We start from the raw sequence: 26,967 nt of genomic DNA, 5'->3' as shown, positions 1-26,967 counted from the left end.
GTCGTTCCGACGCTAGTCGCTGCGATCCTGCTTCGCCGCGAATCTGTGTTGCCCGGTACTATTGCGAAGTTTGTTGTGGCAGGACCGATTTCAGTGCGTAATGAGGTATTCCTCGAGTAGTGGACCGATTTCGGCCAGCGCGGCCGGTTCGATCATCTGATTGTGTTCGCAGTCGATCGTGAACTCCCGGATCCGACCGGAGATCACCGGCCTCCACACCTGTGGTGAATGCTCCTGTCCCGCATCGCTACTGCCATCACCCTGACCGGCAGTGAAGAACAGCAGGTCGCCATCGAACACAGCCGGTGAGTATTGGTTCATGATGTTGGCCGACGTGGTGAAGCCGTCGTTGATGCGCTTGAGGTGCTCGGGTGTCAGGCCGGTTCGCTGTCCGAGTGATTCGTCGAGCAACTCCACCGCACGGGCGTAGCTCAGGTCCGTGACGTCACCGAACGACGCCAGGTCCAGCCCCAGTCCCTCGAGCAGCTCCGCAACCGTGAGCCGTTCGACGTCCTCCTCCCCCTCGGTGAGGTAGCTGTCCATGATCGCGAGCGTCTCGACCTCGTCACCGGCATTGCGCAACTCGACGGCCATGGCATGCGCGATGACACCACCGAGCGACCACCCGAGTAGGTGATACGGCCCGTGCGGCTGGACTACCCGGATCTCCTCGACGTACCGGTGTGCGAGCTGGTCGACGGACCCGAAGTCCGGCCCACCGCTCAACAGCGGCAACTGGAGCCCGTACGCCGGCCGGTCCTTCGCAAGGTGCTGAACCAGGCCCGCGTAGCCCCACGACAATCCGATACCGGGGTGGACGCAGAACAGTGGCGGCCGATCACCATTCGGTCGGAGCGGGATCATCACACCGAGCGCATCGTCGACCGGCGACGCGCCGCGCCCCAAGTGCCCGACCGGAAGATCGATCCGTCGGGCCAGCCCGGACGGTGTCGGGTCGAGGAACATCGTCTGCAGTGGGAGCTGACGGCCGAGGCGGGACTGCAGCGCGGACATCAGGCGGGTCGCGATGATCGAGTTGCCGCCCAGATCGAAGAAGCTGTCGTCGATCCCGACGTGCTCGACGCCGAGGACATCGGCGAACACCTCGGTCACGGCACGCTCCGTCGCCGTCGTCGGTGGCCGGAATTCGGTTGTGAGCGAATTGAAGTCGGGTGTCGGCAGCGCTCGCCGGTCGAGTTTACCGACGGGAGTGAGCGGGATGTCGTCGAGGACGACCACCGCCGACGGCACCATGTGTGCCGGCAACTGGGCGGCGACATGTGCCCGCAGGTCGCGCGGCTCGACGGTGTGACCCTCGACCGGACGGACGTAGGACGCCAGCAGCGTGTCCCCGGAGGGCCCGACGTGGCCCAGCGTCGCCGCGAATGTGACGGCGGGGTGCCGCGTGAGCACCGCGTCGATCTCGCCGAGCTCGATCCGGAAGCCGCGGACCTTGACCTGGAAGTCCGACCGCCCGATGTGCTCGATCGTGTGATCCGGCCGCCATCGCACCACGTCGCCGGTGCGGTACATCCGTTCGCCGGGATCGCCGAACGGGTTGGCGACGAACCGCTCGGCGGTCAGTCCCGGACGGTTGTGGTAACCGCGGGCGAGGCCCGGGCCCGAGATGTACAGCTCGCCGGGCACCCCGACCGGAACCGGCCGCAGCCGGCCGTCGAGCACGGTCTCGCCGAATCCGATGGCAGGTCCGCCGATGTTGACGACCTCTCCGGGTTGCATCGGCGCGCTGACGCTCGCCTGAATCGTCGTCTCCGTGGGGCCGTAGCCGTTGAACATCCGACGTCCGGGCGCCCATTTGGCGACCAGCTCCGGCGGGCAGGCCTCGCCGGCGACGGCAAGCACCCGCAATGAGTCGAGCCCATCCTCGTCTATCGAGGCCAGCGCTGTCGGGGTGATGAACGCGTGGGTGACGCCCTCCCGAACCAGCAGCTCGGCAAGCTCTGCGCCGCCGTAGACCGTCGGCGGCACGATGACCAGCCGGGCACCGGCGCTGAACGCCATCATCATCTCGAACACCGAGGCGTCGAAGCTGGGTGATGCGAGGTGCGAGACTCGTGACTGCTGCGTCACGCTGAAGCGGTTCCTCTCCTCCGCGGTGAGATTCGCGATCCCGACGTGAGTGACGATGACGCCCTTCGGCAGGCCCGTCGAGCCTGATGTGTAAATCAGGTACGCGGGATGCGTCAAGTGCAGCGGCGCGGTCCTGTCGGCGTCGGTGACCGGACCTGCAGACACGGCGGCCATCCGGTCCTCGAAGTCCGTGTCGTCGAGCACCAGCCACGGAACTGTGTCGGGCAATCGTTCGCGCAGCGCCGATGTGGTCAGCCCGACGGCAGCTCCCGAATCGGTGAGCATGTGGGCAATACGCTCGGCCGGGTAGTTGGGGTCCACCGGGACGAAGGCGGCGCCCGCCTTCGCCACCGCCCAGATCGACATCACTTCCTCCACCGAGCGCGGCATGCCCAGTGCAACGAACGTCTCCGGTCCCACACCACGTCCGCTGAGCACCCGGGCCAGCCGGTTGGAACGCTCGTCGAGCTCGCGATAGGTCACTTGGTGTCCGAGATACGACAGCGCGACCGCGTCGAGGTCGCGTGCCGCAGCGGTCGAGAGCAGTTCGGGCCATACGTGGGGCGAGACGTCGTTGCGGCCGTGCGCGGGCGCCAGTTCCGCGAGCTCCGCGCTGTCGAGGATCTCGATGTCCCCGACCGAGAGCGCCGCGTCCGTGGTGACGGCCTCGAGGATGCGCACGAAGCGCTCCGCGAATCCTCGGACGGTGGACGCGTCGAACAGGTCGGTTGCGAAATCGAGGGACGCCTTGATCCCGGCCGGGGCTCCGTCGTCGGTGAACTCCTCGGCGAGGACGAGTTCCAGGTCCTCCTTCGCCACCTGCGCGTCGATCCCGAATCCCTCGACCACGAGGCCGGGCAGCTCGAGCCGAGGGCGTTCATTGTTCTGGAATTCGATCGAAACCTGGAAGAGCGGCGAATACGACGTGGACCGTGGCGGGTTGAGTTCCTCCACCAGCCGTTCGAACGGAACCTCGGCATGCCCGAAGGCGGCGAGGTCGGATTCCCGGACGCGGCGCAGCAGTTCGTCGAACGAGGCTCCGTGATCGACGCTGGTGCGCAGCACCAGCGTGTTGACGAACATACCCACCAGCTCGTCGAGGGCGATCTCGCCGCGGCCGGCGATCGGGGTGCCGACCGCGATGTCATCGGTGTCGGCGAGGCGCGCAAGCAGCGTCGCGAGCGCGGCGTGCATTGCCATGAACATGCTCGCTTCGTGGCGGTGTGCCAGCGCGGTGATCCGCGTATGCAGGTCGGCGTCGATCCTGAACTCGATGCGACCGCCGTGGAACGTTTGTTGAACCGGCCGCGGCCGGTCGGTCGGCAGCTGGATCACGTCGGGCAGACCGGCGAGCTCGTCGGTCCAGAACCGCAGCTGGCGGTTGAGGAGCGAATCGGGGTCGCTGTCCGAGCCGAGCAGTTCGTGCTGCCACAACGTGTAGTCGGCGTACTGCACCGGCAGCGGCGACCACTGCGGGACCGACCCGGCGGCGCGGGCCGTGTACGCGGCCATCACGTCCCGGCCGAGCGGGGCCATCGAGTAACCGTCGGCGCAGATGTGATGGGCGACGATCACCAGCACATGCTCGTCGAGCCCGGTTTCCAGTAGTTCTGCCCGTACCGGGGGCGCAGTGGTCACGTCGAAGCCAGCGGATGCGAATGCGGTGATCCGCGCGCGCAGTTCGTCGTCCCCGGACACCTGCACCGGCGTCAGATCGGTGAGAACATCCCCGGCGGGGATCACCCGTTGACTCGGCTCTTGGTCGACGACGGGGTACTCGGTGCGCAGTGCCTCGTGGCGTTCGAGGACATCGCCGACGGCCGCACGAAGAGCCGCGACATCGAGGTGGCCCGAGAGGTTGACGGCCATCGGGATGTTGTATGCCGGTGACGCCGTGTCGAACTGATTGATGAACCACATCCGTTGCTGGGCAAGCGAGAGCGGTATCCGCTCCGGCCGTTCGCGGGGCCCGAGTTCGGGGCGGCCAGTACCGGTCGTGGTCTCCCGCGCAATCCACTGCGCGAGACTGTGAATCGTGGGCGCCTCGAACAGCGCACGGACCGGGATGTCCGCATCGAGAGCGCCGCTGAGCCGCGCGGTGACCCGGGTGGCGATCAGGGAGTTGCCACCGAGTTCGAAGAAGCTGTCGAGAGCACCGACCCGCTCCACCCCGAGCACCTCGGCGAAGACATCCGAGATGGTGTACTCGAGGGGGTTGGTGGGTGCCCGGAATTCGTTGGTGGCGAAGGCAAAATCCGGTTCGGGTAGGGCAGCGCGGTCGAGCTTGCCGACCGGGGTCAGCGGGATGTCGTCGAGCACCGTCACCGCCGCCGGAACCATGTGCGCGGGCAGTCGGTTCGACAGCTGCGCGGTGAGAGCGGACGGGTCGACGGTACTGCCCACCCGGGGCACCACGTACGACGCGAGCACCGTGTCACCGGCCGGGCCGGGCACTCCGAGTGTCACCGCGAAACCGACCGTTGGATCGGCCATGAGCGCGGCGTCGACCTCACCCAGTTCTATCCGGAAGCCACGCACCTTGACTTGGAAGTCCGATCGGCCCACATACTCGATCGTGTGATCGGCGCGCCAGCGCACTATGTCGCCGGTCCGGTACATCCGCTCCCCCGGCTTACCGTACGGATTCGCCACGAAGCGTTCGGAGGTCAGACCGGGCCTGCGGTGATACCCGCGGGCCAGCCCGAGGCCAGTGATGTAGAGCTCGCCTGGCACACCTACCGGGACCGGGAGCAGCTGTCCGTCGAGAACTACCTCACCGACCCCCCGGATGGGGCCACCTATCGTGATCGGTGCACCCGCGGTCATGGGTGCGCTGATGTTCGACATGATCGTCGTCTCGGTAGGTCCGTAGGCGTTGTGCAACTCCCGCCCCGGCGCCCAGCGGGTCACCAGGTCCGATGGACATGCCTCCCCGCCGACCGCGACATGCCGGAACTCTCCGAGCCCGGTTGGGTCGACGGTCGAGAGCGCCGCGGTCGTGATGAATGCGTGGGTGACGTGACCTGTGCTGATGACACGGGCCAGGTCGGCTCCGCCGAACACGGTGGGCTCCGCGATCACCATCGTCGCGCCGACACCGAACGCCTGCAGGTACTCGAATACCGCGCCGTCGAAACTCGGTGTCGCAAAGTGCAGCGTGCGTGACGCAGACGTCGCGCCGAACCGTGCCTTCTGATCTCGCGCGAAGTTGTCCAGTCCCCGGTGAGTCACGACGACCCCCTTGGGCCGGCCGGTCGAACCCGACGTGTAGACGACGTAGGCGGCGTGCTCGAGTCCCACCGCGGAGATTCGGTCGGTATCGGTGACCGGAGCTGCGGATCGGGCGGTGCATTCGGCTCGGAACTCGGGGTCCTCGAGGGTGATCCACGTGACGGTGTCCGGCAGGTCGTGCCGGTGTGCCTCGACGGTGAGCCCCAGCCCGGCACCGGAGTCGGCGAGCATGTGCTCGATCCGTTCGAGGGGGTAGTTCGGGTCGATGGGCACGAACGCGGCACCAGCCTTTGCGACCGCCCACACCGCGAGCACTGACTCGATGGAGCGGGGAATACCCAAGGCCACCAAGGACTCGGGTCCGACTCCCTGGTCGATCAGCACACGGGCGATGCGTGAGGAGTCCTCGTCCAACTCGCGGTAGGTCACGTCGCGTCCCGCGTATGTCAGTGCTGTCGCCTCCGGATCGATCGCCGCCGCATCGGTGAAGATCTGCGGCAGTGTGCGCGACGATCCGCCGTGCGGCCCGAGTACCGGAGTCAGGTCCCGGCGTTCGGATTCGGTCAGCAGGTCGAGCTGTGCCAGCTGCTGTTCCGGATCGGTCGCCAGCTGGTCGAGGACCACCTCGACCCGGGTGGCGATCGACTCGACGGCCGCGCGGTCGAAGTACTGCGGGAAGTACTCGAACTTGAGGTTGAGCCGGGCATCCGCTGACGCGACCAGAGACAGTGGGTAGTGTGCGGCGTCCCGGCCGTCGATACCGACGACCCGGAGACCGGCAATGTCCGTGTCGGCGGTCAATGCCGCCCGGTCCACGGGATACGACTCGAAGACGGTCAGCGTGTCGAACGCGGTTGCCGGTCCGGTTGCCTTCTGAATGTCGGCCAGACCCAGATAGTGGTGGTCCATCAGCGCCGCCTGCTCACGCTGGATCCGGTCGAGGAGACAACCGAGAGTTTCGGTTGCATCGAGCGTTACCCGCACGGGCAGCGTGTTGATGAACAAACCCACCATCGATTCGATGCCGGGTATCTGCGGCGGGCGTCCCGACACAGTACCGCCGAACAGAACGTCGTCACGGGCGGTCAACTTGCCCAGCACGATTCCCCACGCGGCCTGCACGATGGTGTTGAGTGTGAGACCTCGCTCCCGAGCGAGCGACCGCAGTGTATCGGTCTGTTCCTCGGGCAGCGTCACCTCGAGTTCGTCGGTGCCCGTCGAACTGTCCCGCCGGGTGGCCCCCGCCAGCAGGGTGGGTTCCTCGAGTCCCACCAGGGCACGCCGCCATGCCGCGGCTGATTCGGATGCATCCTGCCGTGCCATCCATGCGAGGTAGTCGCGGTACGGGTGGACGCGCGGCAGCGCAGATGCATCGCCGTCCGTGGCGTACAGAGTGAGCAGATCACGCAGCACCAGCGGCGTCGACCAGCCGTCGAGCAGGATGTGGTGGTTCGTCACGACCAGGCGATACCCGCCGTCACCCATGTTGCACAGCATCATCCGGATCGCGGGTGCGGTGGCAAGGTCGAACTTGGTGAGGCGGTCGGCGTGCACCAGCTCGTCGAATCGCCGGGCGCGAGTATCGGTGTCGAGGTGGGAGAGGTCGACGTCGGTCCACGGCAACTGGACGCCGTCGCACACCACCTGGATCGCGCTGCCGACCCCTCCGTCATCATCGGCCTGCTGGACGAAAGCTGCCCGCAGATTCGGATGCCGGTCCAGGAGTGCCTGACCGGCGCGCCGGAGTCGCTGGGGATCGACCTTGCCGCCGAGGTCGAGGGTCAACTGAACCAGGTACGCGTCGACGGAGTCGTCGGAGAACATTGCATGGAAGTGCAGGCCGGCCTGTAGCGGCGACAGTGACCACACATCGGACATGGCCGGATACCGTGTCTCGAGCCGTTCGATCGCGCGCTGATCGAGGTCCACCAGTTCCAGATCGGACGGGGTCAGGCCGGCCGCGCCGGGATGGTCCGCATGACGGGCCAGCGCGGTCAGCGCCCGTACCCACAGGTCGGCAAGTTCACCGACGTCGACATGGGCGAGGACCCCGCTCGGGAACGACCACGTCGCCCGGAGCTTCGGGCCGTCGGCGGTGTCGGTGACCACGGCGTTGACGTCGAGGACTGCGGCGACCGGCATGCCTGGGCTGGGCTTGTCGCCGAGTTCGATGTCGCCCACCGGGATCCAGCCGACCCCGTCGGTTCCGTCCGAGGTGCCGCCGAGCCGGCCGAGGTAGTTGAAACTGACCTGCGGTACCGGCAATGCTGCCAGGATCGGTGCCGCCTGCGGATCCAGGTAGCGGAGCATGCCGAATCCGATGCCGTGATCCGGGATGGACAGTAACTGTTCCTTGACCGCCTTCACTGCGGCACCTGCCGCCGGGCCGGAGTCGAAGGCGTCGTGGAGATCGATGCCGTCGAGATCCAACCGAACCGGGAAGATCGTGGTGAACCATCCGACGGTTCTACCCAGGTCGGCGCCGGGGACCACGTGGTCCTCGCGGCCGTGCCCCTCGAGATTGACCAGTGCGGTGTCGGTCTCGACGCCGCGGGTGCGGCGCCAGCGGGTCAGCGCCATCGCGAGCCCGGTCAGCAGACCGTCGTTGACGCTGCCCCGGTACGCCTGGGGCAGTGTCGTGAGCAGCGCCTCGGTGACCGACGTGGGCACTTCCACCGACACCTTTTCCACCGTGGCGTTGACATCGACCGCCGGGTCCAGCGGTCGTGCGCCGATCACTGGGTCGACCGCGGCGAGCATCCGACGCCACAGGTCCAGCTCGCGGCCACGACCCGGCACACCTGCGACGGCGGCCTCTGCCAATCCGTGCGCCCAGCGCCGCATCGAGGTGCCGGTGGCGGGTAGTTCGGGAACTTCCCCGGCGACTACCTGCGACCAAGCGGACGCAAGATCTGGGACCAGGATCCGCCACGAGACGCCATCCACGGCGAGGTGGTGCACCACCAACAGCAGTCGGCCACCGGTGTCCGGACCGGCGTCGAACCACACCGCCTGCAACATGATTCCGTTGACCGGGTCCAGCCGGCCAGCCGCGGCATCGAGTGCGGCACCGGCGACGTCGGTGAACGCGGGCCCTGTCGGCTGCTCGACCGCTACCCGAGTGAGCAGTCCACCTGCCTCCACCGCACCGACCGGTCGTACCTCCATCGTCGGGTCGGAACCGGCGGAATCGGTGTGCAATCGCGCGCGGAGTAGGTCGTGCCGGTCGATGACAGACTGCAGAGTGCGTTCGAGCTGAATCCGGTCCATCGCGGCCGGCAGGGTGAGCAGCGCAGTCTGGGTGTACCGGCGAAGGTCGCCGCCGCGGCCCAACAGCCAGTGCACTATCGGGGTTGCCGGGAACTCCCCCACCCCGCCGCCTGGCAGTTCCTCGAGCCGGATCTGGTCGGCGGCGCCGGTCGCTGTCGAGACTGCGGCCAGTCCGGCGACCGTCCGGTGCTCGAACACGTCCCGCGGGGAGAACTGCAGGCCCGCCTCCTTGGCGCGCGACACCAGCTGAATGGACATGATGCTGTCGCCACCGAGCGCGAAGAACGAGTCGTCCACACCCACCGAGTCGAGCCCGAGAACCTCCGCAAACAATCCCGCGAGGGTTCGTTCGCTGTCGGTCTGTGGGTCGCGGCTCGAGGTAGCGCGCTGGCCGAAGTCCGCCTCCGGCAGTGCTTTGCGGTCCAGCTTGCCATTCGCGGTGACCGGAAGCTCGTCGAGCACGACGAGCGCGGCGGGCACCATGTACGACGTCAACTGCGCGCCCACGTAATCGAGCACGGCCTCCGGCTCGATTTCCGTGACGCCCTCGGGGTAGTCGAGTTCACCCTGTTCACGCACGACGTAGCCGACGAGCCGGACTGCGCCACGGGGTTCTTCGTGCACCGTCACCACGGCCTGCGCGACACCCGGGTAGCTCAGCAGCACCGACTCGATCTCGCCGAGTTCGATCCGGAAGCCACGAACCTTCACCTGGAAGTCGCTGCGGCCGAGATACTCGAGCTGCCCGTCCCGGTTCCAACGAGCCAGATCACCGGTGCGGTACATCCGGGAGCCGTTGCAGCCGAATGGATCTGCAACGAAGCGGCCTGCAGTCAGTGCGCATCGGCCCAGATAGCCTCGGGTCACCTGGTCGCCGGAAACATACATTTCGCCGGTTACCCCCGGCGGTACCGGGTGCAGCCGGGCGTCGAGCACCGCAACCCGCAGACCAGGTATCGCGCGTCCGATGACGCTTGCCGAAGCCTCGGCTGCGAAGTCGCGGTCCAGCTCGAGTTCCGTGACGTGGACGGTCGTCTCGGTGATGCCGTACATGTTCACGAGCGCCGGCGAGGTGTCCGGATGCCGGGTGTACCAACGCGAGAGCTGTCCCAGGTCGAGCGCCTCGCCGCCGAAGATCACGTACCGCAGCGCCAGACCGGGTCCGCCCTCGCCAGAGATCCGGTCGGCCTCAGCGAGCTGGTAGAACGCGGTCGGGGTCTGGTTCAGAACCGTCACGCCCTCAGTACGCAGCAGGTCGAGGAACATTTCCGGCGACCGCGCGGTGAAGAAGTCGACGACGACGAGCCGCCCGCCGTGCAGCAACGGGCCCCACAGTTCCCACACCGAGAAGTCGAATGCATACGAGTGGAACATCGTCCACACGTCCGTCTCGTCGAATCCGAAAGTGGCCGCGGTGTTCTCGAACAGTGTGAGCACATTGCGATGGGAAACCTGCACACCCTTCGGCCGGCCGGTGGAGCCGGAAGTGTAGATGACGTACGCGACATCCTCGGGGCGCAGTGGCGCCGACCGGTCCGCATCGGTGATCGGTTGCGCCGACCGCGCACCGATCGCAGCCACTGTTTCCGCGGTGTCGAGCAGCACATGCGGTACCGCCGCCACCGCCGGCAGGCTCGCCGAGTCCGCCTCGGTGGTGAGCACGCAGACCGGCACCGAGTCGGCGAGCATGAACTCCAGCCTGTCGGTCGGATAGGTGACATCCAACGGCAGGTAGCCGCCGCCGGCCTTGATCACCGCGAGCAGTGCCACAATCAGGTCCGCGGAACGGGGCAACGCCACCGCGACGAGTGATTCCGGCCCCACTCCGAGATCGACCAGGTGCCGCGCCAGCCGGTTGGCCCGGGCATCCAGCTCGGCATAGGTGAGGGTGACTCCCTCGCAAGTGACCGCTGGGGACTCGGCAAAGCGTGCGGCGGACGCCGTGACTCGGTCGGCGAGCGACCCGCTCGGCGTGACCGCGCCCGGCATGTTCCAATCGAAGAGCAGCATCGCCCGTTCGGCGGCTGTTGTGATCTCGACATCGCCGGTCGGGCGAGTCGGATCATCGGTGACCGCGGTGAGCAGGCGCACGAACCGCTGCCCGAGGTCGTGGACGGTGTCCGGGTCGAACAGGTCGGTGGCGTAGGTGAATGCGGCGGTGATGCCGGCGGGGACCCCGTGCTCGTCGGTCTGTTCGGCGAGCGTGAGCTGCAGGTCGAACTTCGCAACCGCGAGTTCCGTATCGACCGGCTCGACCACCAGCCCGGGCAGTTCCAGTCGGGGCAGCTCGTTGTTCTGGAATTCGAGCATCACCTGGAACAGCGGTGAATGCGCAGTCGACCGCTCCGGGGCGAGCACATCCACGAGACGTTCGAACGGCAGGTCCGCGTGCCCGAACGCACCGAGGTCGAATTCCCTGGCGTGAGTGAGAAGTTCGCCGAATCCCACTCGGCCGTCAACGTGTGTACGCAGCACCAACGTATTGACGAACATCCCTACCAGGTCGTCGAGTTCGGCCTCACCGCGTCCGGCGATCGGGGTGCCGATCGCAATGTCGTCAGTGCCGCTGAGTTTGGCGAGTAACAATGCCAGGGCGGCGTGCGTGGCCATGAACATCGTCGCGCCCTGCCTGCGGGCCAGTTCCGCGAGCGCACGGTGCACATCGGCCGGAATGTCGAACTGCGCCCGAGCTCCGACGAAGCCCTGCTGGGCGGGCCGGGGTCGGTCGGTGGGCAGTGCGATGGCGTCGGGCAGCCCGGCAAGTGCCTCGGTCCAGAAAGACAGTTGCTCGCTGATCAGCGAATCCGGATCGTCCTCCGAACCCAGCATGTCGGTCTGCCACAGCGCGAAGTCCGCATACTGCACCGGCAAGGGCGCCCACTGCGGCAGGTGCCCGCCGGTGCGGGCGACGTACGCGGTCATGACGTCCCGCGCTAGCGGCGCCATCGAGAAACCGTCGGCGCAGATATGGTGAACCACGATCGAGAGCACGTGTTCGGTGGGACTCAGTCGCAGGAGCAGTGCCCGGACCGGGACCACATCGGTGACGTCGAAGCCCTGAGAGATCAGCTCGGCCACTCTCTCGGGCACTTCGTAAGCCGGGATGTCGGCCACCGTCAGGTCCGGGATCGCCTCTGCCGCCGGGACTGTCATCTGTACCGGTTCCCCGTGTTCGGAGGGGAAGAAGGTCCGCAACGACTCGTGCCGGGTGAGCACGTCACCGACAGCCGCGCGCAGCGCCGTTACATCGAGGTTCCCGGACAGCCGCACAGCCAGCGGAATGTTGTAGGCCGCCGAGTCCGGATCGAACTGATTGATGAACCACATCCGCTTCTGCGCCAACGACAGCGGGACACGATCGGGCCGCGGCGCCGCCACCAGCGGCGGACGCGCCGCCACTGACTGCTGGTCACCGATCCACCGGGCGAGCCGATGTGCATCGGGCGCCTCGAACAGAGCCCGCACTCCGATGTCGACACCGAGCGCCGAGGACAGGCGCGCAATCACCCGTGTCGCGATCAGCGAATTGCCGCCGAGGTCGAAGAAGCTGTCGTCGACACCGACTCGCTCGATTCCGAGGACCTGGGCGAACACTTCCGTGACGGCCTGTTCGAGTGGGTTCGTCGGTGCCCGGAACGTCGTCCCGGAAGGCAGGAACTCCGGCTCCGGCAGCGCGGACCGATCGAGCTTGCCTATCGGTGTCAAAGGGAGCTCGTCGAGCACCATCACGCTGGCCGGCACCATGTGCGAGGGCAGTCGCTCGGCGACGAAATCGCGCAATTCGCCCGGCTCGGGTCGTTCGCCGTCGATCGGCAGCACATAGGTGACCAGTGCGGTCTGTCCGGCCGGGCCTGGGCGGCCGAGCGTGACAGCGAACCGGATCGCCGGATGATCACCGAACGCGTTGTCGATGTCGCCGAGTTCGATACGGAAGCCGCGGATCTTCACCTGGAAGTCATTCCGGCCGATGTATTCGACTGTGTGACCGGGCCGCCACCGCACCACGTCGCCGGTGCGGTACATCCGTTCACCCGGCGCGCCGTGCGGGTTGGCGACGAAGCGCTCGGCGGTCAGTCCCGGACGACGGTGGTAGCCACGGGCCAGCCCCGGCCCGGCAATGTACAACTCGCCGGGCACTCCCTCGGGGACGGGTCGCAGACTCGCGTCGAGCACCAGTTCCGATACCGCGCGCAGTGGCACACCGATCGTGACGGTCTCGCCGGTGACGAGCGGGGCGCTGACATTCGACATCACCGTTGCTTCGGTGGGGCCGTAGCCGTTGTAGAAGCGCCGACCGGGCGCCCACCGGGCCACCAGTTCCGGCGGGCACGCCTCGCCGCCAACCATGACCTCGACGAACTCGTCGAGACCGGAGGGATCGACGGTGGCGGCGGCAGCGCTGGTGATGAACGCGTGCGAGACGTGTTCGTCCCGGATCAGCTGCGCCAGGTCCGCGCCGCCGTACACGTTCGGCGGCGCGATGATCATTGTGGCGCCCGCGCCGAATGCCAGCAGATAGTCGAGCACCGAGGCATCGAAGCTCGGCGTCGAGAAGTGCAGCGTCCGCGAGGACGGTTGCGTGGCAAACCGCGCCCGGTATTCTTCGGACAGATTGTCGATCCCCGCGTGAGTGACTATGACACCCTTCGGGACTCCGGTTGTGCCGGACGTATAGATCACATAGGCGGGATGCGCGAACTGCAATCGTGCTGGCCGATCGTCATCGGTGACCGGCTCCGCTGACTGCGCGTCGCACCGCGCCGTAAAGCCTGCGCCGTCGAGCACCGTCCACGGCACCGCGTCCGGTAGCCGATCACGAGCCGTCGTCACCGTCAGGCCCAGTGTCGATTCCGAGTCGGCGAGCATGAATGCGATCCGGTCGGGCGGGTAGTTCGGGTCCACCGGCACGAATGCCGCGCCGGTCTTCGTCACCGCCCACACCGCCACCACCGAGTCGATCGACCGCGGAATACCCAGGGCAACAAATGTTTCCGGACCGATTCCCGCATCAAGGAGAACCCGCGCCATTCGATTGGACCGTTCGTCGAGATCGCGATAGGTGACCTCGACACCCGCGGCGACCAGCGCCACTGCCTCCGGGGCGGCGGCCGCCGCGGCACCGAGGAGATCCGGCAGCGTCCGCTGCGATCCGCCCGGCCGGCCGTGGACCGGCACCAGCTCGTCCCACTCTGCATCGGAGAGCAGCCGCAGCTGGGCGGGCACCACCCGCGGGTCGTCGGATATCTCGACCAGCACCCGCGCGACCCGGTCTGCGAGGGCCTGAGCCTGCCCGCGGTCGAACAGGTCGGGCAGGAACTTCAGCTTCATCCGGAGCCGCTCGTCTCCGGAGTCCGATGAACCGGAGGAGGCGACGAGCGTAATCGGGTAGTGCGCCGCATCCGAGCCTTCATGGATGTGCACGACCCGTAGTCCAGCGATATCGGAGTCCGCCCGGCTCAGCGCCTCGCGGTCGACTGGATACGACTCGAACACCGTCAGTGTGTCGAAGCCGAGCGCGGGACCGACAGCGTCCTGAATCTCCGTCAGCCCCACATCGTGGTGATCGAGAAGTTCGGCCTGTTCGGCCTGTACGCGGCGCAGCAGGTCGCCGACCGGCTCCCGCGGATCGATTCGAATCCGCACCGGGAGCGTGTTGATGAACAGACCGATCATCGACTCGATACCGTCGATCTGCGGCGGCCGTCCCGAGACGGTGCCGCCGAACACCACATCGTCGCGACCTGTCATGGCACCGAGCACAATCGCCCATGCGGTCTGCACCATCGTGTTGAGGGTTACCCCCCACTGCCGCGCCGTAGCGCCGAGCCGCTGTGTCCGTTCGGAATCGAGTGCGACGGTGACCTCGTCCGGCACAGTGGCCTGCTCGCGGCCCCGATTCAGCGGCGCGATCAGAGTCGGCTCCTCGACCCCGGCCAGCGCCCGAGTCCAGGCCTGTGTCGAGGCCTCGGAGTCCTGCGCCGCGAGCCACGACAGATACTCGCGATAGGACTGGACCCGCGGCAGAACCGAACGGTCACCGTCGGTCGCGTACAGCGTCAGCAACTCCTGCAGCAACAGCGGCGTCGACCACCCGTCGAGCAGGATGTGATGGTTGGTGAGGACCAGCCGGTGCTCGTCGGGTCCGGTTCGTACCAGCAGGAACCGCAGCAGCGGCGCCATCGTCATGTCGAAGCGATCCGCACGGTCAGCCTCGAGTAGCCGGGCCAATTCCGTTGCCCGCACAGGTTCGTCGAGTTCGGACAGGTCGATCTCGCGCCACGGCACCACGATTCCGCTCTGGATCACTTGCAGGGCCGATCCGTCGGACCCGGTCACGAACGCCGCGCGCAGGTTCGGATGACGGTCGAGCATCGATTGCCCTGCCCGCCGCAGCCTTGCAGGGTCCGCGCCGCGGACATCGAGCATCAGCTGCACCAGGTACGAGTCCACTGAACGGTCTGCCAACCGCGCATGGAACAACAGCCCAGACTGCAGTGGCGACAGTGACCACACGTCCGCCAGCGCCGGGAATCGTTGCTCGAGCCGTTCGATTTCCGGCTGGTCGAGGGATACCAGGTCGAGGTCTGACGGGGTGACGCCGCCTGCGCCGGGCCGGGCGACGTGGCGGGCCAGACCCACCAGCGCGTCGGTCCACAGTCCGGCCACCTCCTGGACTTCGTTCGCGGCCAGGACCCCCGCCGGGAACGCCCACGTCGCAGTCAGCTGAGGCCCGTCCGGGCCGTCCGTGGTTACCGCATTGATGTCGAGCACTGCGGCCACCGGCCGGTCCGAGTCCTGCAGGACGTTCAGGTCTGCATCGTCGGTGGGTACCCAGCCCACATCGCGCAACCCGTCCGGAACCTGGGCGGCGCTGAGTCGGCCGAGATAGTTGAAGCTCACCTGCGGCGCCGGAAGCCGGCGCAGCTCGAGCTCGGTCTCCGGGTTCAGGTACCGCAGCATGCCGTACCCGATGCCGTGGTCGGGCACCGCGAGCAGTTGTTCCTTGACGGCCTTCACCGCGGCGCCGGCACCACAGCCACCGGTGAACGCGTCGTCGACGTCTATTCCGGACAGCTCGAGCCGGACGGGAAACAGGGTGGTGAACCAGCCGACGGTGCGTCCCAGGTCGGCTCCGGGCAGCACCTGGTCCTCGCGGCCGTGGCCCTCGAGAGTGACAAGTGCGTCATCGACGTCGATGCCGTGCAAGCGCCGCCACCGCGTCAGTGCGAGCGCCAGCGCGGTGAGCAGTCCGTCGTTGACGCTGCCCCGGAACGCCTCCGGGAGGGTGGTGAGCAGTGCCTCCGTGACGTCCGCCGTTACTCCGACCGTCACCTCGGCCACGGTCGCCGCGACATCGACCGACGGGTCCAACGGCCGGGACCCGAGTAGCGGATCGGCCCCGGACAGTGTGCGCTGCCAGAGTTCGAGCTCAGCCGTCCGCTGCGGCGCCGCCTCGATCAGACCGTGTGCCCACCGGCGCATCGAGGTGCCCACCGGCGCCGGATCCGGTCGGTCACCTGCCGCCACGCGCGCCCACGCGGCAGCCAGGTCGGGCACCAGAATCCGCCACGAAACACCGTCGACAGCAAGGTGGTGCACGACCACAAGGAGCCGTCCGGCACCGGACGTCGCATCGAGCCACACCACTTGGATCATGTCCCCTGCAGCGGGATCGAGACGATCCATCGCGGCATCGAGTTCGGTGCGCACGTGCTCGGCGAACTCGGGGGTCCCCGCGACCGCGTCGACAACCACGCGCCGGATCAGCCACTCCGCGTACACCGAACCCGGCAGCGCGACCTCCATTCGGTGCGCACCTGACCGCAACCGTGACCGCAGCATGTCGTGTCGGTCCAGGACCGCTTGTACGGTTGCGGCCAGTGCAGCATCGGTGAGCCCAGCAGGCGCGGTGAGAAGGGCAGCCTGCGAGAACCGGTCGTGATGACCACCGCGTTCGAGCATCCAGCGGACAACCGGGGTCGGTGGAACGTCACCGACTCCCCCGCCGTCGAGTTCTTCGAGGACTGCGGCAGCATCGCCGGCGTGCGCGACGCCGGCGAGAGCTGCCACCGACTTGTGCTCGAACACGTCCCGCGGGGAGAACTGCAGGCCCGCCTCCTTGGCGCGCGACACCAGCTGAATGGACATGATGCTGTCGCCACCGAGCGCGAAGAACGAGTCGTCCACACCCACCGAGTCGAGCCCGAGAACCTCCGCAAAGAGCTCTGCGAGCTGCATCTCCAAACGCGACTTCGGCGCCCGGCCCGTCGACGCATCCCCGAAGTCCGGTGCGGGCAGCGCACGCCGATCCAGCTTGCCGGCGGGCCCCAACGGCAGTTGGGCGAGCACCATCACCGCCGACGGCACCATGTACGACGCCAAGAACGTTCCGGTGAACGTGATGATCTCGGCAGGCACGAGCTCCGCACCCGGCTCCGGGACGACGTATCCGACGAGCCGGCTTGCCGGGCCGGTGCCATCGACGGTCACCACTGCCCGGGCGACCCCTTCGTACCGGCGCAGCGCGGACTCGACCTCGCCGAGTTCGATCCGGAAGCCGCGAATCTTGACTTGGAAATCGGAACGGCCCAGGTACTCGAGCTGCCCGGACCCGTTCCACCGCACCAGGTCGCCGGTGCGGTACATGCGGGAGCCGGGGTCGCCGAACGGAGCGGCGACGAACCGGGAGGCGGTGGTGCCCGGACGGGCATGGTAGCCGCGGGCGAGTCCGCTGCCGAGGATGTACAGCTCGCCCGGCACCCCTGCGGGCACCGGGTGCATTCGCGCGTCGAGGACTACGACATCGGTGCCCATCGGCGGGCGGCCTATCGTCACGGGCATTCCGACGACGAGCGGTTCGCTGATACTCGCGACGACTGTTGCCTCGGTGGGGCCGTAGGCGTTGAACATCCGGCGCCCCGGCGCCCACTGCGCTACCAGCTCAGGCGGGCACGCCTCGCCACCGGTGACGACGCACTCGAGCCGGTCGAGCCCGATGGGATCGACCGATGCCAGCGCGGCCGGAGTCACGAAAGCGTGCGTGACGTGCTCACTGCTGAGCAGCTCACGCAGCTCGTCACCGCCGATCACCGACTGCGGCGCGACCACCATCTCGGCTCCCGCGCCGACCGCGAGGAGCAATTCGAGGATCGACGCGTCGAAGCTCGGCGACGAGAAGTGCAGAGTCCGCGCCCGGGGCGTCACCCCGAACCGGGTCCGTTCCTCGGCAGCGAAGTTCGCGAGCCCGCGGTGCGGTACGACGACGCCCTTCGGAGTGCCGGTCGAACCGGACGTGTAGATCAGGTACGCGGGGTCGTCGAGGCACAGCGGACGCACCCGGTCGGTGTCGGTGACCTGCCCGGCAGCAAACCGCTCGAGCCGCAGCGCAGTCGCCGGTTCGTCGACGACGATCCACGGGGTCTCGTCGGGCAGCGCGCCGCGGTGCGCGGTGGCTGTGAGACCGACGGCGGCGCCGGAATCGGTGAGCATGTGTTCGATCCGGTCGGCCGGATAGTTCGGATCCACCGGCACGAACGCCGCCCCGGACTTGGCCACCGCCCACGTTGCGGTAACCGAGTGGAGGGAACGGGCGAACGCGAGTGCCACCACCGATTCCGGTCCGACACCCGCGTCGATCAGCAAGCGCGCCAGACGATCCGAACGTGAGTCGATCTCACGGTACGTCAGACAGCTGCCTTCGAACGTCACCGCCGGTGCGTCCGGGTCGATCACCACCGCTGCCGCCAGGATCTCCGGCAGTGTGCGGGCCGGGACCCCGACGCCGCCGTTCACCGGGGCCAGCGCGGCGCGTTCGGTGGCACTGAGCAGGTCGATGTCGCCGACCCTGGCCGTCGGCGCTGCGGTCACCGTGCGCAGAACCGTGACGAACCGTTCGGCGAGACGATCCACCGTCGACGGGTCGAACAGGTCTCTCGCGTAGGTGAATCCTGCCGTGATGCCCGCCGGAGCGCCGGTTCCGTCGAAATCCTCGGTGAGCGTCAACTGCAGATCGAAGTTCGCGATCTCGGTACCCGGATCGGCGACGGTCACGGTGAGCCCGGGCAGCTCGAGGTGAGGCAGTTCGTTGTTACGGAACTCGAGCATCACCTGGAACAGCGGGGAATGCGCGGTGGTCCGTTCCGGCGCGAGCGCGTCGACAAGACGCTCGAACGGCAGGTCCGCATGGTGAAAGGCGGCGAGGTCGGTGTCGCGGACCTCGGTCAGCAGTTCGGAGTACGTCGCATCCGAATCGACTCGGCTCCGCAGCACCAGCGTGTTGACGAACATGCCTACGACATCGTCCAGCGCCGCCTCACCGCGTCCGGCGATCGGGGTGCCGATCGCGACATCGTCGGTGTCGCCGAGCCGCGCGAGCACCGCGGCCAGAGCAGCGTGCACCGCCATGAACACCGTCGAATTGTGGCCTCGCGCAATCGCCACGAGCTGTCGGTGCACGTCGGCGTCGATCTGGAAGTCCCAGACCGCCCCGCGCATCGTGCGGGCCGTGGGACGTGGCCGATCGGTCGGCAGATCAAGCACCTCGGGCAGACCGTCGAGAGTGCGGGCCCAGTAGTCGAGCTGGGTCGAAAGCAGACTCTCGGGATCGTCGGTGCTGCCGAGCACGTGATGCTGCCACAGCGTGAAATCCGCATACTGCACCGGAAGCGGAGTCCACTGGGGCACCTGCCCGCTCGTTCTGGCCACGTACGCACTCATCAGGTCGCGTGCGAGCGGCGCCATCGAGAAGCCGTCTGCACAGATATGGTGCATGACGATCTCCACGACGTGGGACCGCGCCCCGACACGGAGCAGCTGCGCGCGCACCGGCGGAGCCGCGGTGACATCGAACCCGGAGCCGGCGAACTCTGCAACCCGCTCGGCGACCTCGGGCTCGGAGACGTCGATGGGCTCCAGTGTGGGAGCGACATCGGCCGTCGGCACCACCACCTGCGTCGGCTCGCCGTCAGCCATCGGGAACCGGGTCCGCAGTGCCTCGTGCCGGTCGAGGACATCCGACATCGCCGCCTGCAGTGCGTCGAGATCGAGGTCCCCGTCGAGGCGGATCGGCAGCACCACGTTGTAGGCAGGCGACGCTGTATCGAACTGATTGATGAACCACATCCGCTTCTGCGCCAACGACACCGGAAGCAGCGGGGGACGTTCCTGTGCGATCAGTGGCGGCTGGTCGGCGGCGAGTGCGCCCGCAGACTCGATCCGCTGCGCCAGCGCCGACACCGTCGGGGCGTCGAAGACGTCGCGGACACCGATGCCGGCGTCGAGCGCCGAGTTCACCCGCGCCACCAGACGGGTGGCAATCAGTGAGTTGCCGCCGAGCTCGAAGAAACTGTCGAACACGCCGACCCGCTCCGCCCCGACCAGGTCGGCGAAGATCGACGCAAGGATCTCCTCGTCTGGGTTGCGGGGGGCGACGAACTCGCCCTCCGGGCCCCGGAAGTCGGTCGCCGGCAGTGCCTTACGGTCCAGTTTTCCGGTTGTGCCGAGCGGGAGCTCGTCGAGTACGACGATCTGCGACGGCACCATGTAGGCGGGCAGCGACCGGGCCACCGCATCTCGCAGACCGACCGGATCGATTTCGGCATCAGCGGCGGCCGGTGGCTGGGCAGTCTGCTGGGCGACCACGTACCCGACCAGTGCCTCGCCCAGGATGTCGCTGCGCTGGACCACCACGACGGCCTGCGACACCGCCGGATCGGCCAGCAAAACCGACTCCACTTCACCGAGCTCGATGCGCAGACCACGGAGCTTCACCTGGAAATCGCTACGGCCCAGATACTCGAGAGAGTTGTCGAGTCCTTTCGATCTCTTCCAGCGGACGATGTCGCCCGTGCGGTACATCCGGGTTCCGGGCGCCCCGAACGGGTTGGCCACGAACCGGTCCGCGGTGAGATCCGGGCGACCGATGTATCCGCGGGCCAGCTGGATTCCCGCGAGATACAGCTCACCGGAAACCCCGACCGGAACCGGGTGCAGACGTGAATCGAGTACGAAGACCATGGTGTTCCACACGGGCGCGCCGATCGGAACGGTGACGGTATCGGCCGCCGTGTACTCCCGGTACGTCACGTCGACTGCGGCCTCGGTGGGGCCGTACAGGTTGTGGAGTTGTGCGCCGCAGACCTCGGTGAACGCGGACGCGGTGGCGGGCGGCAATGCCTCGCCGCTGCAGAATACGGCGCGCAGGGACCGGTACTGTTCGGGTACGGCGCCCATGACGAACGCGGCCAGCATCGAGGGCACGAAGTGCGCGACGGTCACCCCGTGTTCCTCGATCAGCCGCGACAGATACACCGGATCGCGGTGTCCGTCGGGCGCGGCGATCACCAGGCGCGCACCGGTCTGCAACGGCCAGAAGAACTCCCACACCGAAACGTCGAACGTCGCGGGTGTCTTCTGCACCACCGCATCGGACGCGGTGAGCTGATACCGGCCCTGCATCCACAGCAGGCGGTTGACGATCGCTTCATGAGGGACCGCGACGCCCTTCGGCCGCCCCGTCGAGCCGGATGTGTAGATGACGTACGCGAGGTCGGCCGGGTGTAGCGATCCATTGCGTTCCCCGGCCTGCACGACGGTGTCACTATGTGCCCGGGGGTCGAGCCGATCGATCTCGAGCACCTCGACGCCGTCCGGTAACGCGCCGCGGTCCCGGCCGGTGCTGAGCACGCATGCCGGCCGCGCGCTCGCCAGCACGTACTCGTTGCGTGCCCGCGGGTGATCGGGATCGAGCGGGACGTACGCGGCGCCCGCCGCCGCTATCGCGTACATGCCGATCAGTAACTCCGGTGACCGGCGTATCGCCAGCGCGACGCAGGTCTCGGGCCCGACACCGCGCGAAATCAGTTCACGCGCGAACTGGTGGACCTGCGCCGCGAACTGGCTGTAGGTCAGTTCCTGGTCCCCGAACACCAGCGCGACGGCGTCGGGCGTCCGGCGGACCTGATCCTCGAAGAGATCGACCAGGGTCACATCGGGCACCCGGTGTTCGGTGGCGTTCCATTCGCTCAGAACCAACTCGCGTTCGCCTTCAGCGAGAATGTCGATCTCGCTGAGCTTCGCCGCGGAGTCGACGGTGATCGACTCGAGGATCCGGACGAACCGCTCCGCGAACGCCTCAACCGTTTCGGGATCGAACAGATCGGTCGCGTAGGACAGTGTTGCGTCGATCGCGGCTGGCCGGCCCTCCTCGTCGGACCTTTCGGTGAGTATCACCTGCATGTCGAACTTCGCGGTGCCCGTTTCGATCTCGGTGACGTGGGCACTGACTCCCGGCAATTCGATCCGGTTACGTTCGGCACCCTGCAGGACCAGCATCACCTGGAACAACGGTGAGTAGGCCGCGGACCGCGGGGGGTCGAGCACCTCGACCAGCCGCTCGAACGGTACGTCGGTGTTCCCCAGCGCCGCAAGGTCGTCCGCGCGAGTATGCGCGAGCAGTTCCCGGAACGTCTCCTGCGGGTCCACCCGCGATCTCAGCACCAGGGTGTTGACGAACATGCCGATCAGATTGTCGAGTTCGGCCTCGCCGCGGCCCGAGACCGGGGATCCGATCGTGATGTCGGAGGTTCCGCTCGAGCGGGCCAGCAGCACCGCGAGCGCGGCGTGCAACACCATGAACAGGCTCGCGTCGGACTCACCAGCGATATCGAGGAGCCTGCGGTGCAGGTGTGGCGCGATCGCGAAGTCGACGCTGGCCCCGCGCATCGACTGCTCCGGCGGACGGGGCCGGTCGGTGGGGAGCTCGAGCAGGTCGGGGGCACCGTCGAGTGTTGTCCGCCAGAATTCGAGTTGTCGCGCCACCAGACTGTTCGGATCGTCTTCCGCGCCCAGCAATTCCCGCTGCCACAACGAGTAGTCCGCGTACTGCACTTCGAGCGGCGGCCACGGCGGGTCCATCTTCGTCGCCCGCGCGCTGTACGCGAGCATGAGGTCGCGTGCCAGCGGCGTCATCGACAAGCCGTCGGCCGCGATGTGGTGGACCACCAGGGTGAGCACGTGTTCGGTGGGTCCGGTCCGCCACAGGTCGGCCCGGACGGGCGGCTGGGCAGTGACGTCGAAACCAGCGGTCGCCGCATCCGTCACTCGTTGTGGCAGTTCCGCCTCGGTGACCGCGACCGGTTCGAGGGCCGGCGCGATATCCGCCACGGCCCGCACCACCTGGATCGGCCCGTCGGTGGTGTTCGGGAAGACCGTCCGCAGCGACTCATGCCGTTGGAGGACGTCCGTGAGCGCCGCTCGTAGCGCTGCGACGTCGAGCTCACCGCTCAACTGCACCGCGATCGGGATGTTGTACGCCGCTGAGCCAGTGTCGAACTGGTTGACGAACCACATCCGCTGCTGGGCGAGCGAGACCGGCACCGGACCTTCGTGCCGGCGCGGAACCAGTGGGGGTCGACCGCCACGTCCCGGCCCGGAGGCATCCGCCCGTACGGCCAGTTCACCCACGGTCGGCGCCTCGAACAGATCGAGGACCCCGAGATCGGTGCCGAGTGTCGAGTTGATGCGCGCGACGATGCGGGTCGCGGTGAGGGAGTTGCCGCCCAGATCGAAGAAGCTGTCCGTGGTCCCGATCCGCTCCACGCCGAGGAGTTCGGCGAACACGCCGGCGATCTTCTTCTCGTCGAGTGTGGCGGGCGCCTCGAATTCTCCGGTACCGGTGTCGAATCGCGGCTCCGGCAGGGCCCGACGGTCCAGCTTGCCGGCCGGCGTCAACGGGAGTGAATCGAGGACGACAACGCTGGAGGGAACCATGTGCGACGGAAGAATCTCGGCGGTGTGTGCGATGACATCCGCGCCCCGTAGTTCCCGATCGTTCTCGGGCTGCACATACGCCACCAGCAACGTGTCACCGGACGGTCCCACATATCCGGTCGCGAGTGCGAAGCCGACTGCAGGATGCGAACGCAGCGCGGCCTCCACTTCCCCGAGCTCGATCCGGTATCCGCGAATCTTGATCTGAAAGTCGGTGCGGCCCAGGTACTGGAGCTGGAGGCGCCGGTTCCAGCGCACCAGGTCGCCCGTGCGGTACATCCGCTCACCCGGCGCCCCGAACGGGTTCGCGACGAAGCGCTCAGCCGTGGTGGCCGGTCGAGCGTGATATCCACGGGCCAGCCCGGCACCGTAGATGTACAACTCACCGGCGACACCCACCGGGACCGGACGCAACCGGGTATCGAGGACCAGCGCGCCGCACCCGAGCGGCGGGGAGCCGATCGTCACGTCCTCGCCCGGAACCAGCTGCCTGGACACGCTCGACACGACGGTGGCCTCGGTGGGGCCGTACGCGTTGAACATCCGGTAACGCGGGGCCCACTGTTCCACCAGGTTCGGCGGGCAGGCCTCACCGCCGGTGATGATGCACTCGAGGCAGTCCAGCGCGTCGGCGTTCACCGATCCGAGTGCTGCGGGTGTCACGAAGGCGTGCGTGACCCGTTCCTGCCGCAGTACCTGGGTCAGCTCGGCGCCGCCGTATACGGTCGGCGGTGCAATCACCATTGTCGCGCCGGACCCCACCGCGAGCATGAGCTCGAGCATCGAGGCGTCGAAGCTCGGCGACGAGAAATGCAGGGTGCGCGAGTCGGGGCCTATGCCGTACCGGACGCGTTCGTCCTCCGCGAAGTTCGCAAGTCCGCGGTGGGTGACCGAGACACCCTTCGGGGTACCGGTGGAACCCGACGTGTAGATCAGGTACGCAGGATGGTCCAGCCGCGGTTCGGCATTGCGATCGGCATCGGTGACCGAGTCAGACGACCACTGCCGGACCTGGTCGGCGAAGCCCGGATCATCGAGGACCAGCGTCCGCACCGTATCGGCCACCGCATCGGCGTGAGCGGTGACGGTCAGCGCCAGCGTCGCTCCCGAGTCGGTGAGCATGTGTTCGATTCGTTCCGGCGGATAGTTGGGGTCGACGGGCACGAAGGCCGCGCCGGTCTTCGCCACAGCCCACACCGACGTCACAGATTCGATCGAGCGCGGCATCGAGAGCGCCACCACCGATTCCGGTCCGACGCCGCGCGCGATCAGCATGCGCGCCAGCCTGTTCGACTGTTCGTCGAGCTCTCGGTAGGAAACCTCCTGCCCCTCGCAGGAAAGTGCGGTGCGGTGCGGGTCCAGTCCGGCGGCGGCACCGAGCAGGTCTGCGAGCGTGCGTGGGGCCACGCCGTCACCGCCCCACACCCCGGACAGCTCCCGGCGCTCGACGTCGTCGAGCAGATCGATGTCCGCGACCACGGCGTCGGTGTCGGCGAGCACGACGTCGAGAACCCGCCCGAAGCGGGTGGCGAGCGACTCGATGGTCTCGCGATCGAACATGTCGGTGGCGTACGCGAAGGTCGCATCCAGCCCCGCCGGTCGACGGTCCTCGCCGTCGCCGTCGTCTATGTCGAACCGCTCCTGGACTGTGAGCCGCAGGTCCAGCGCCGAGATGTCCGGACCGGCGTCGGTGCCGCGGACCAGTATGTCCTCGGACTCGAAATGCGGTGTTCGACCATCCAGGAACTCGAGCATCACCTGGAACAACGGCGAATGCGCGTTCTCCCGGGTGCGGTCCAATGCCTCCACCAACTGGGCGAACGGGGTCTCCGCATGGCGGAAGGCCTCGATGTCGGACGTGCACACGTCGGTGAGCAACTCATCGAACGTCTCGTCGCCGCGTAGCCGTGTTCGCAGTGCCAGGGTGTTACGGAACTCCCCCGCCGTCCCTCTGCCCTCCACCGGAGTGCCGACTGCAATGTCGTCGACATCGGTCAGACGCGCCAACAGCACCACCAGCACCGCATGAATGGCGGCGAACACAGTGCAGCCACGTTCCTGGGCCATCGAGATGAGTGCCCGGTGGGCTTCCGGTCCGATGGTGAAGTCCACCTCGTTCCCGACGAGTGCGCGCCGGGACGGTCGTGGACGATCCGATGGCAAGGACAGGATGTCGGGCAGCCCCGACAGCTCCCGCGACCAGAACTCGAGCTGCGCTGCTGACTGGAGCAGCCGGGCCCCGACGGCCGAACTCTCCGGGTGGATATCGGCGACGCGCGCTTCCGGCGCGGCTGCAACGAACTCCTCCACCAGCTCCAGGAAGCGGCGGTGGTGGATACGCAGCTCGTCGTCTCCGTACCGGGCCGGATTCGCCCGAAACTCGACGAATGTCCTTGGCGGCGTACCGCTCTGGACGAAATTGATCAGAAGGTCCTCGACCGGGCCCGACGTGACGATGTGGTACTCGCCGACGATCGGCCCGAGGGTGATCTGCTGATGGAACAGCATGACGTTGACCATCGGACCGGCCAGCCCCCGGGCGGTTCCGGTCAGACCGGCGTCGCGACGAATGTCCTCGATGCTGCACCGCTGGTGACGCAGCGCGCCCATCAGCTCGAGCTGAATGCGTCCGACGACGTCGGCCACGGTGTCGTTCGGCAGCACCGTCGCGCGCAGCGGCGCCACGTTCACCAGCATTCCGCCGGAACGCTGCAGCGGCGCAGTCGTTCGCGCCGAGACCGGCATGTTGACCAGGACATCGGTCCGGCCCGTCATCCGTGAGAGGTAGCACGCGAACGCCGCGATCAGTACCGACGCCGGCGTCGCCTCCAGCCGGCGATCGGTCGAGTCGAGGGACTCGATTGCCGCATCGGACAGCGGAGCACTCGCGAACCGGCTGATGGCCGACGCGGGCCCATCAGCACTCGCCAGCGTGGACCCTGCCTCGATGCCCGCGATGTGATCGGCCCAATACTCGCGGTCGGCCTGAAATCGATTCGACGACCGGTATTTCCGGTCAAGGGTGAGCAATTCACGCAAATCCAGAGCACGGTTCGGCTCCGCTTCCCGATGCTCGCATGCTGCGGTGTACAGCGCCGCGATGCGGTTCGCCATCGTCATACCGCTGTACCCGTCGAGAGCGACGTGGTGAATTCTTGTGTACCACAGATAATCTCGGTCCCCGACCTGCAGGATCGTCATATCGATCAGCCGATCGCGGGTGAGATCGATCGGCGTCGAATAGTCGTGGTCCATCCACTCGCGGGCAGCAGCGGCCGGGTCCTCGCGTTCACGGAAGTCGATGATCCCGATCGATGTGTCGGTGTTCGGATCGATGAGCTGGTGGGGTTCGCCGTCGATGTCGATCAAACGGATGAATGGGGACTGGAACTCCTGCGCCGCGGTGACCGCGGCACTGCTGAGCAGCTCGAGATCGACGTCCCCGTGCAGAGAGACGTACTGAGCGATGAAGATGGGGACGCTGGGCGTCAGTTGCTGCGCAAACCACATGCTTCGCTGCGCCGAAGACAGTGGAAATGCCTCGGCTGACAGGTCTGGAGAAGTGGACCCGACATTGCCGGGTTCCTGCGATCCTGACGTCTTCAT

1 protein-coding gene is annotated in these 26,967 nt (G+C 67.4%); it reads right to left on the bottom strand.

Annotated elements, in window-relative coordinates:
* Positions 1-90 precede the first annotated feature (90 nt).
* Positions 91-26,967 carry a non-ribosomal peptide synthase/polyketide synthase gene (locus tag ERC79_RS00410; protein WP_131574785.1) on the bottom strand — a complete coding sequence of 8,959 codons (26,877 nt, stop codon included), beginning with the start codon at positions 26,965-26,967 and terminating at the stop codon, positions 91-93.

Source organism: Rhodococcus sp. ABRD24 (genome assembly GCF_004328705.1).
GTDB lineage: Bacteria > Actinomycetota > Actinomycetes > Mycobacteriales > Mycobacteriaceae > Prescottella.
Note: the sequence above shows the minus strand (reverse complement) of the source record. Positions and strands in the feature narration are given on the sequence as shown.

Bases quoted from the DNA above. Each gene is read 5' to 3' on its own strand.
- ERC79_RS00410 (WP_131574785.1), bottom strand. From the start codon at position 26,967: ATGAAGACGTCAGGATCGCAGGAACCCGGCAATGTCGGGTCCACTTCT.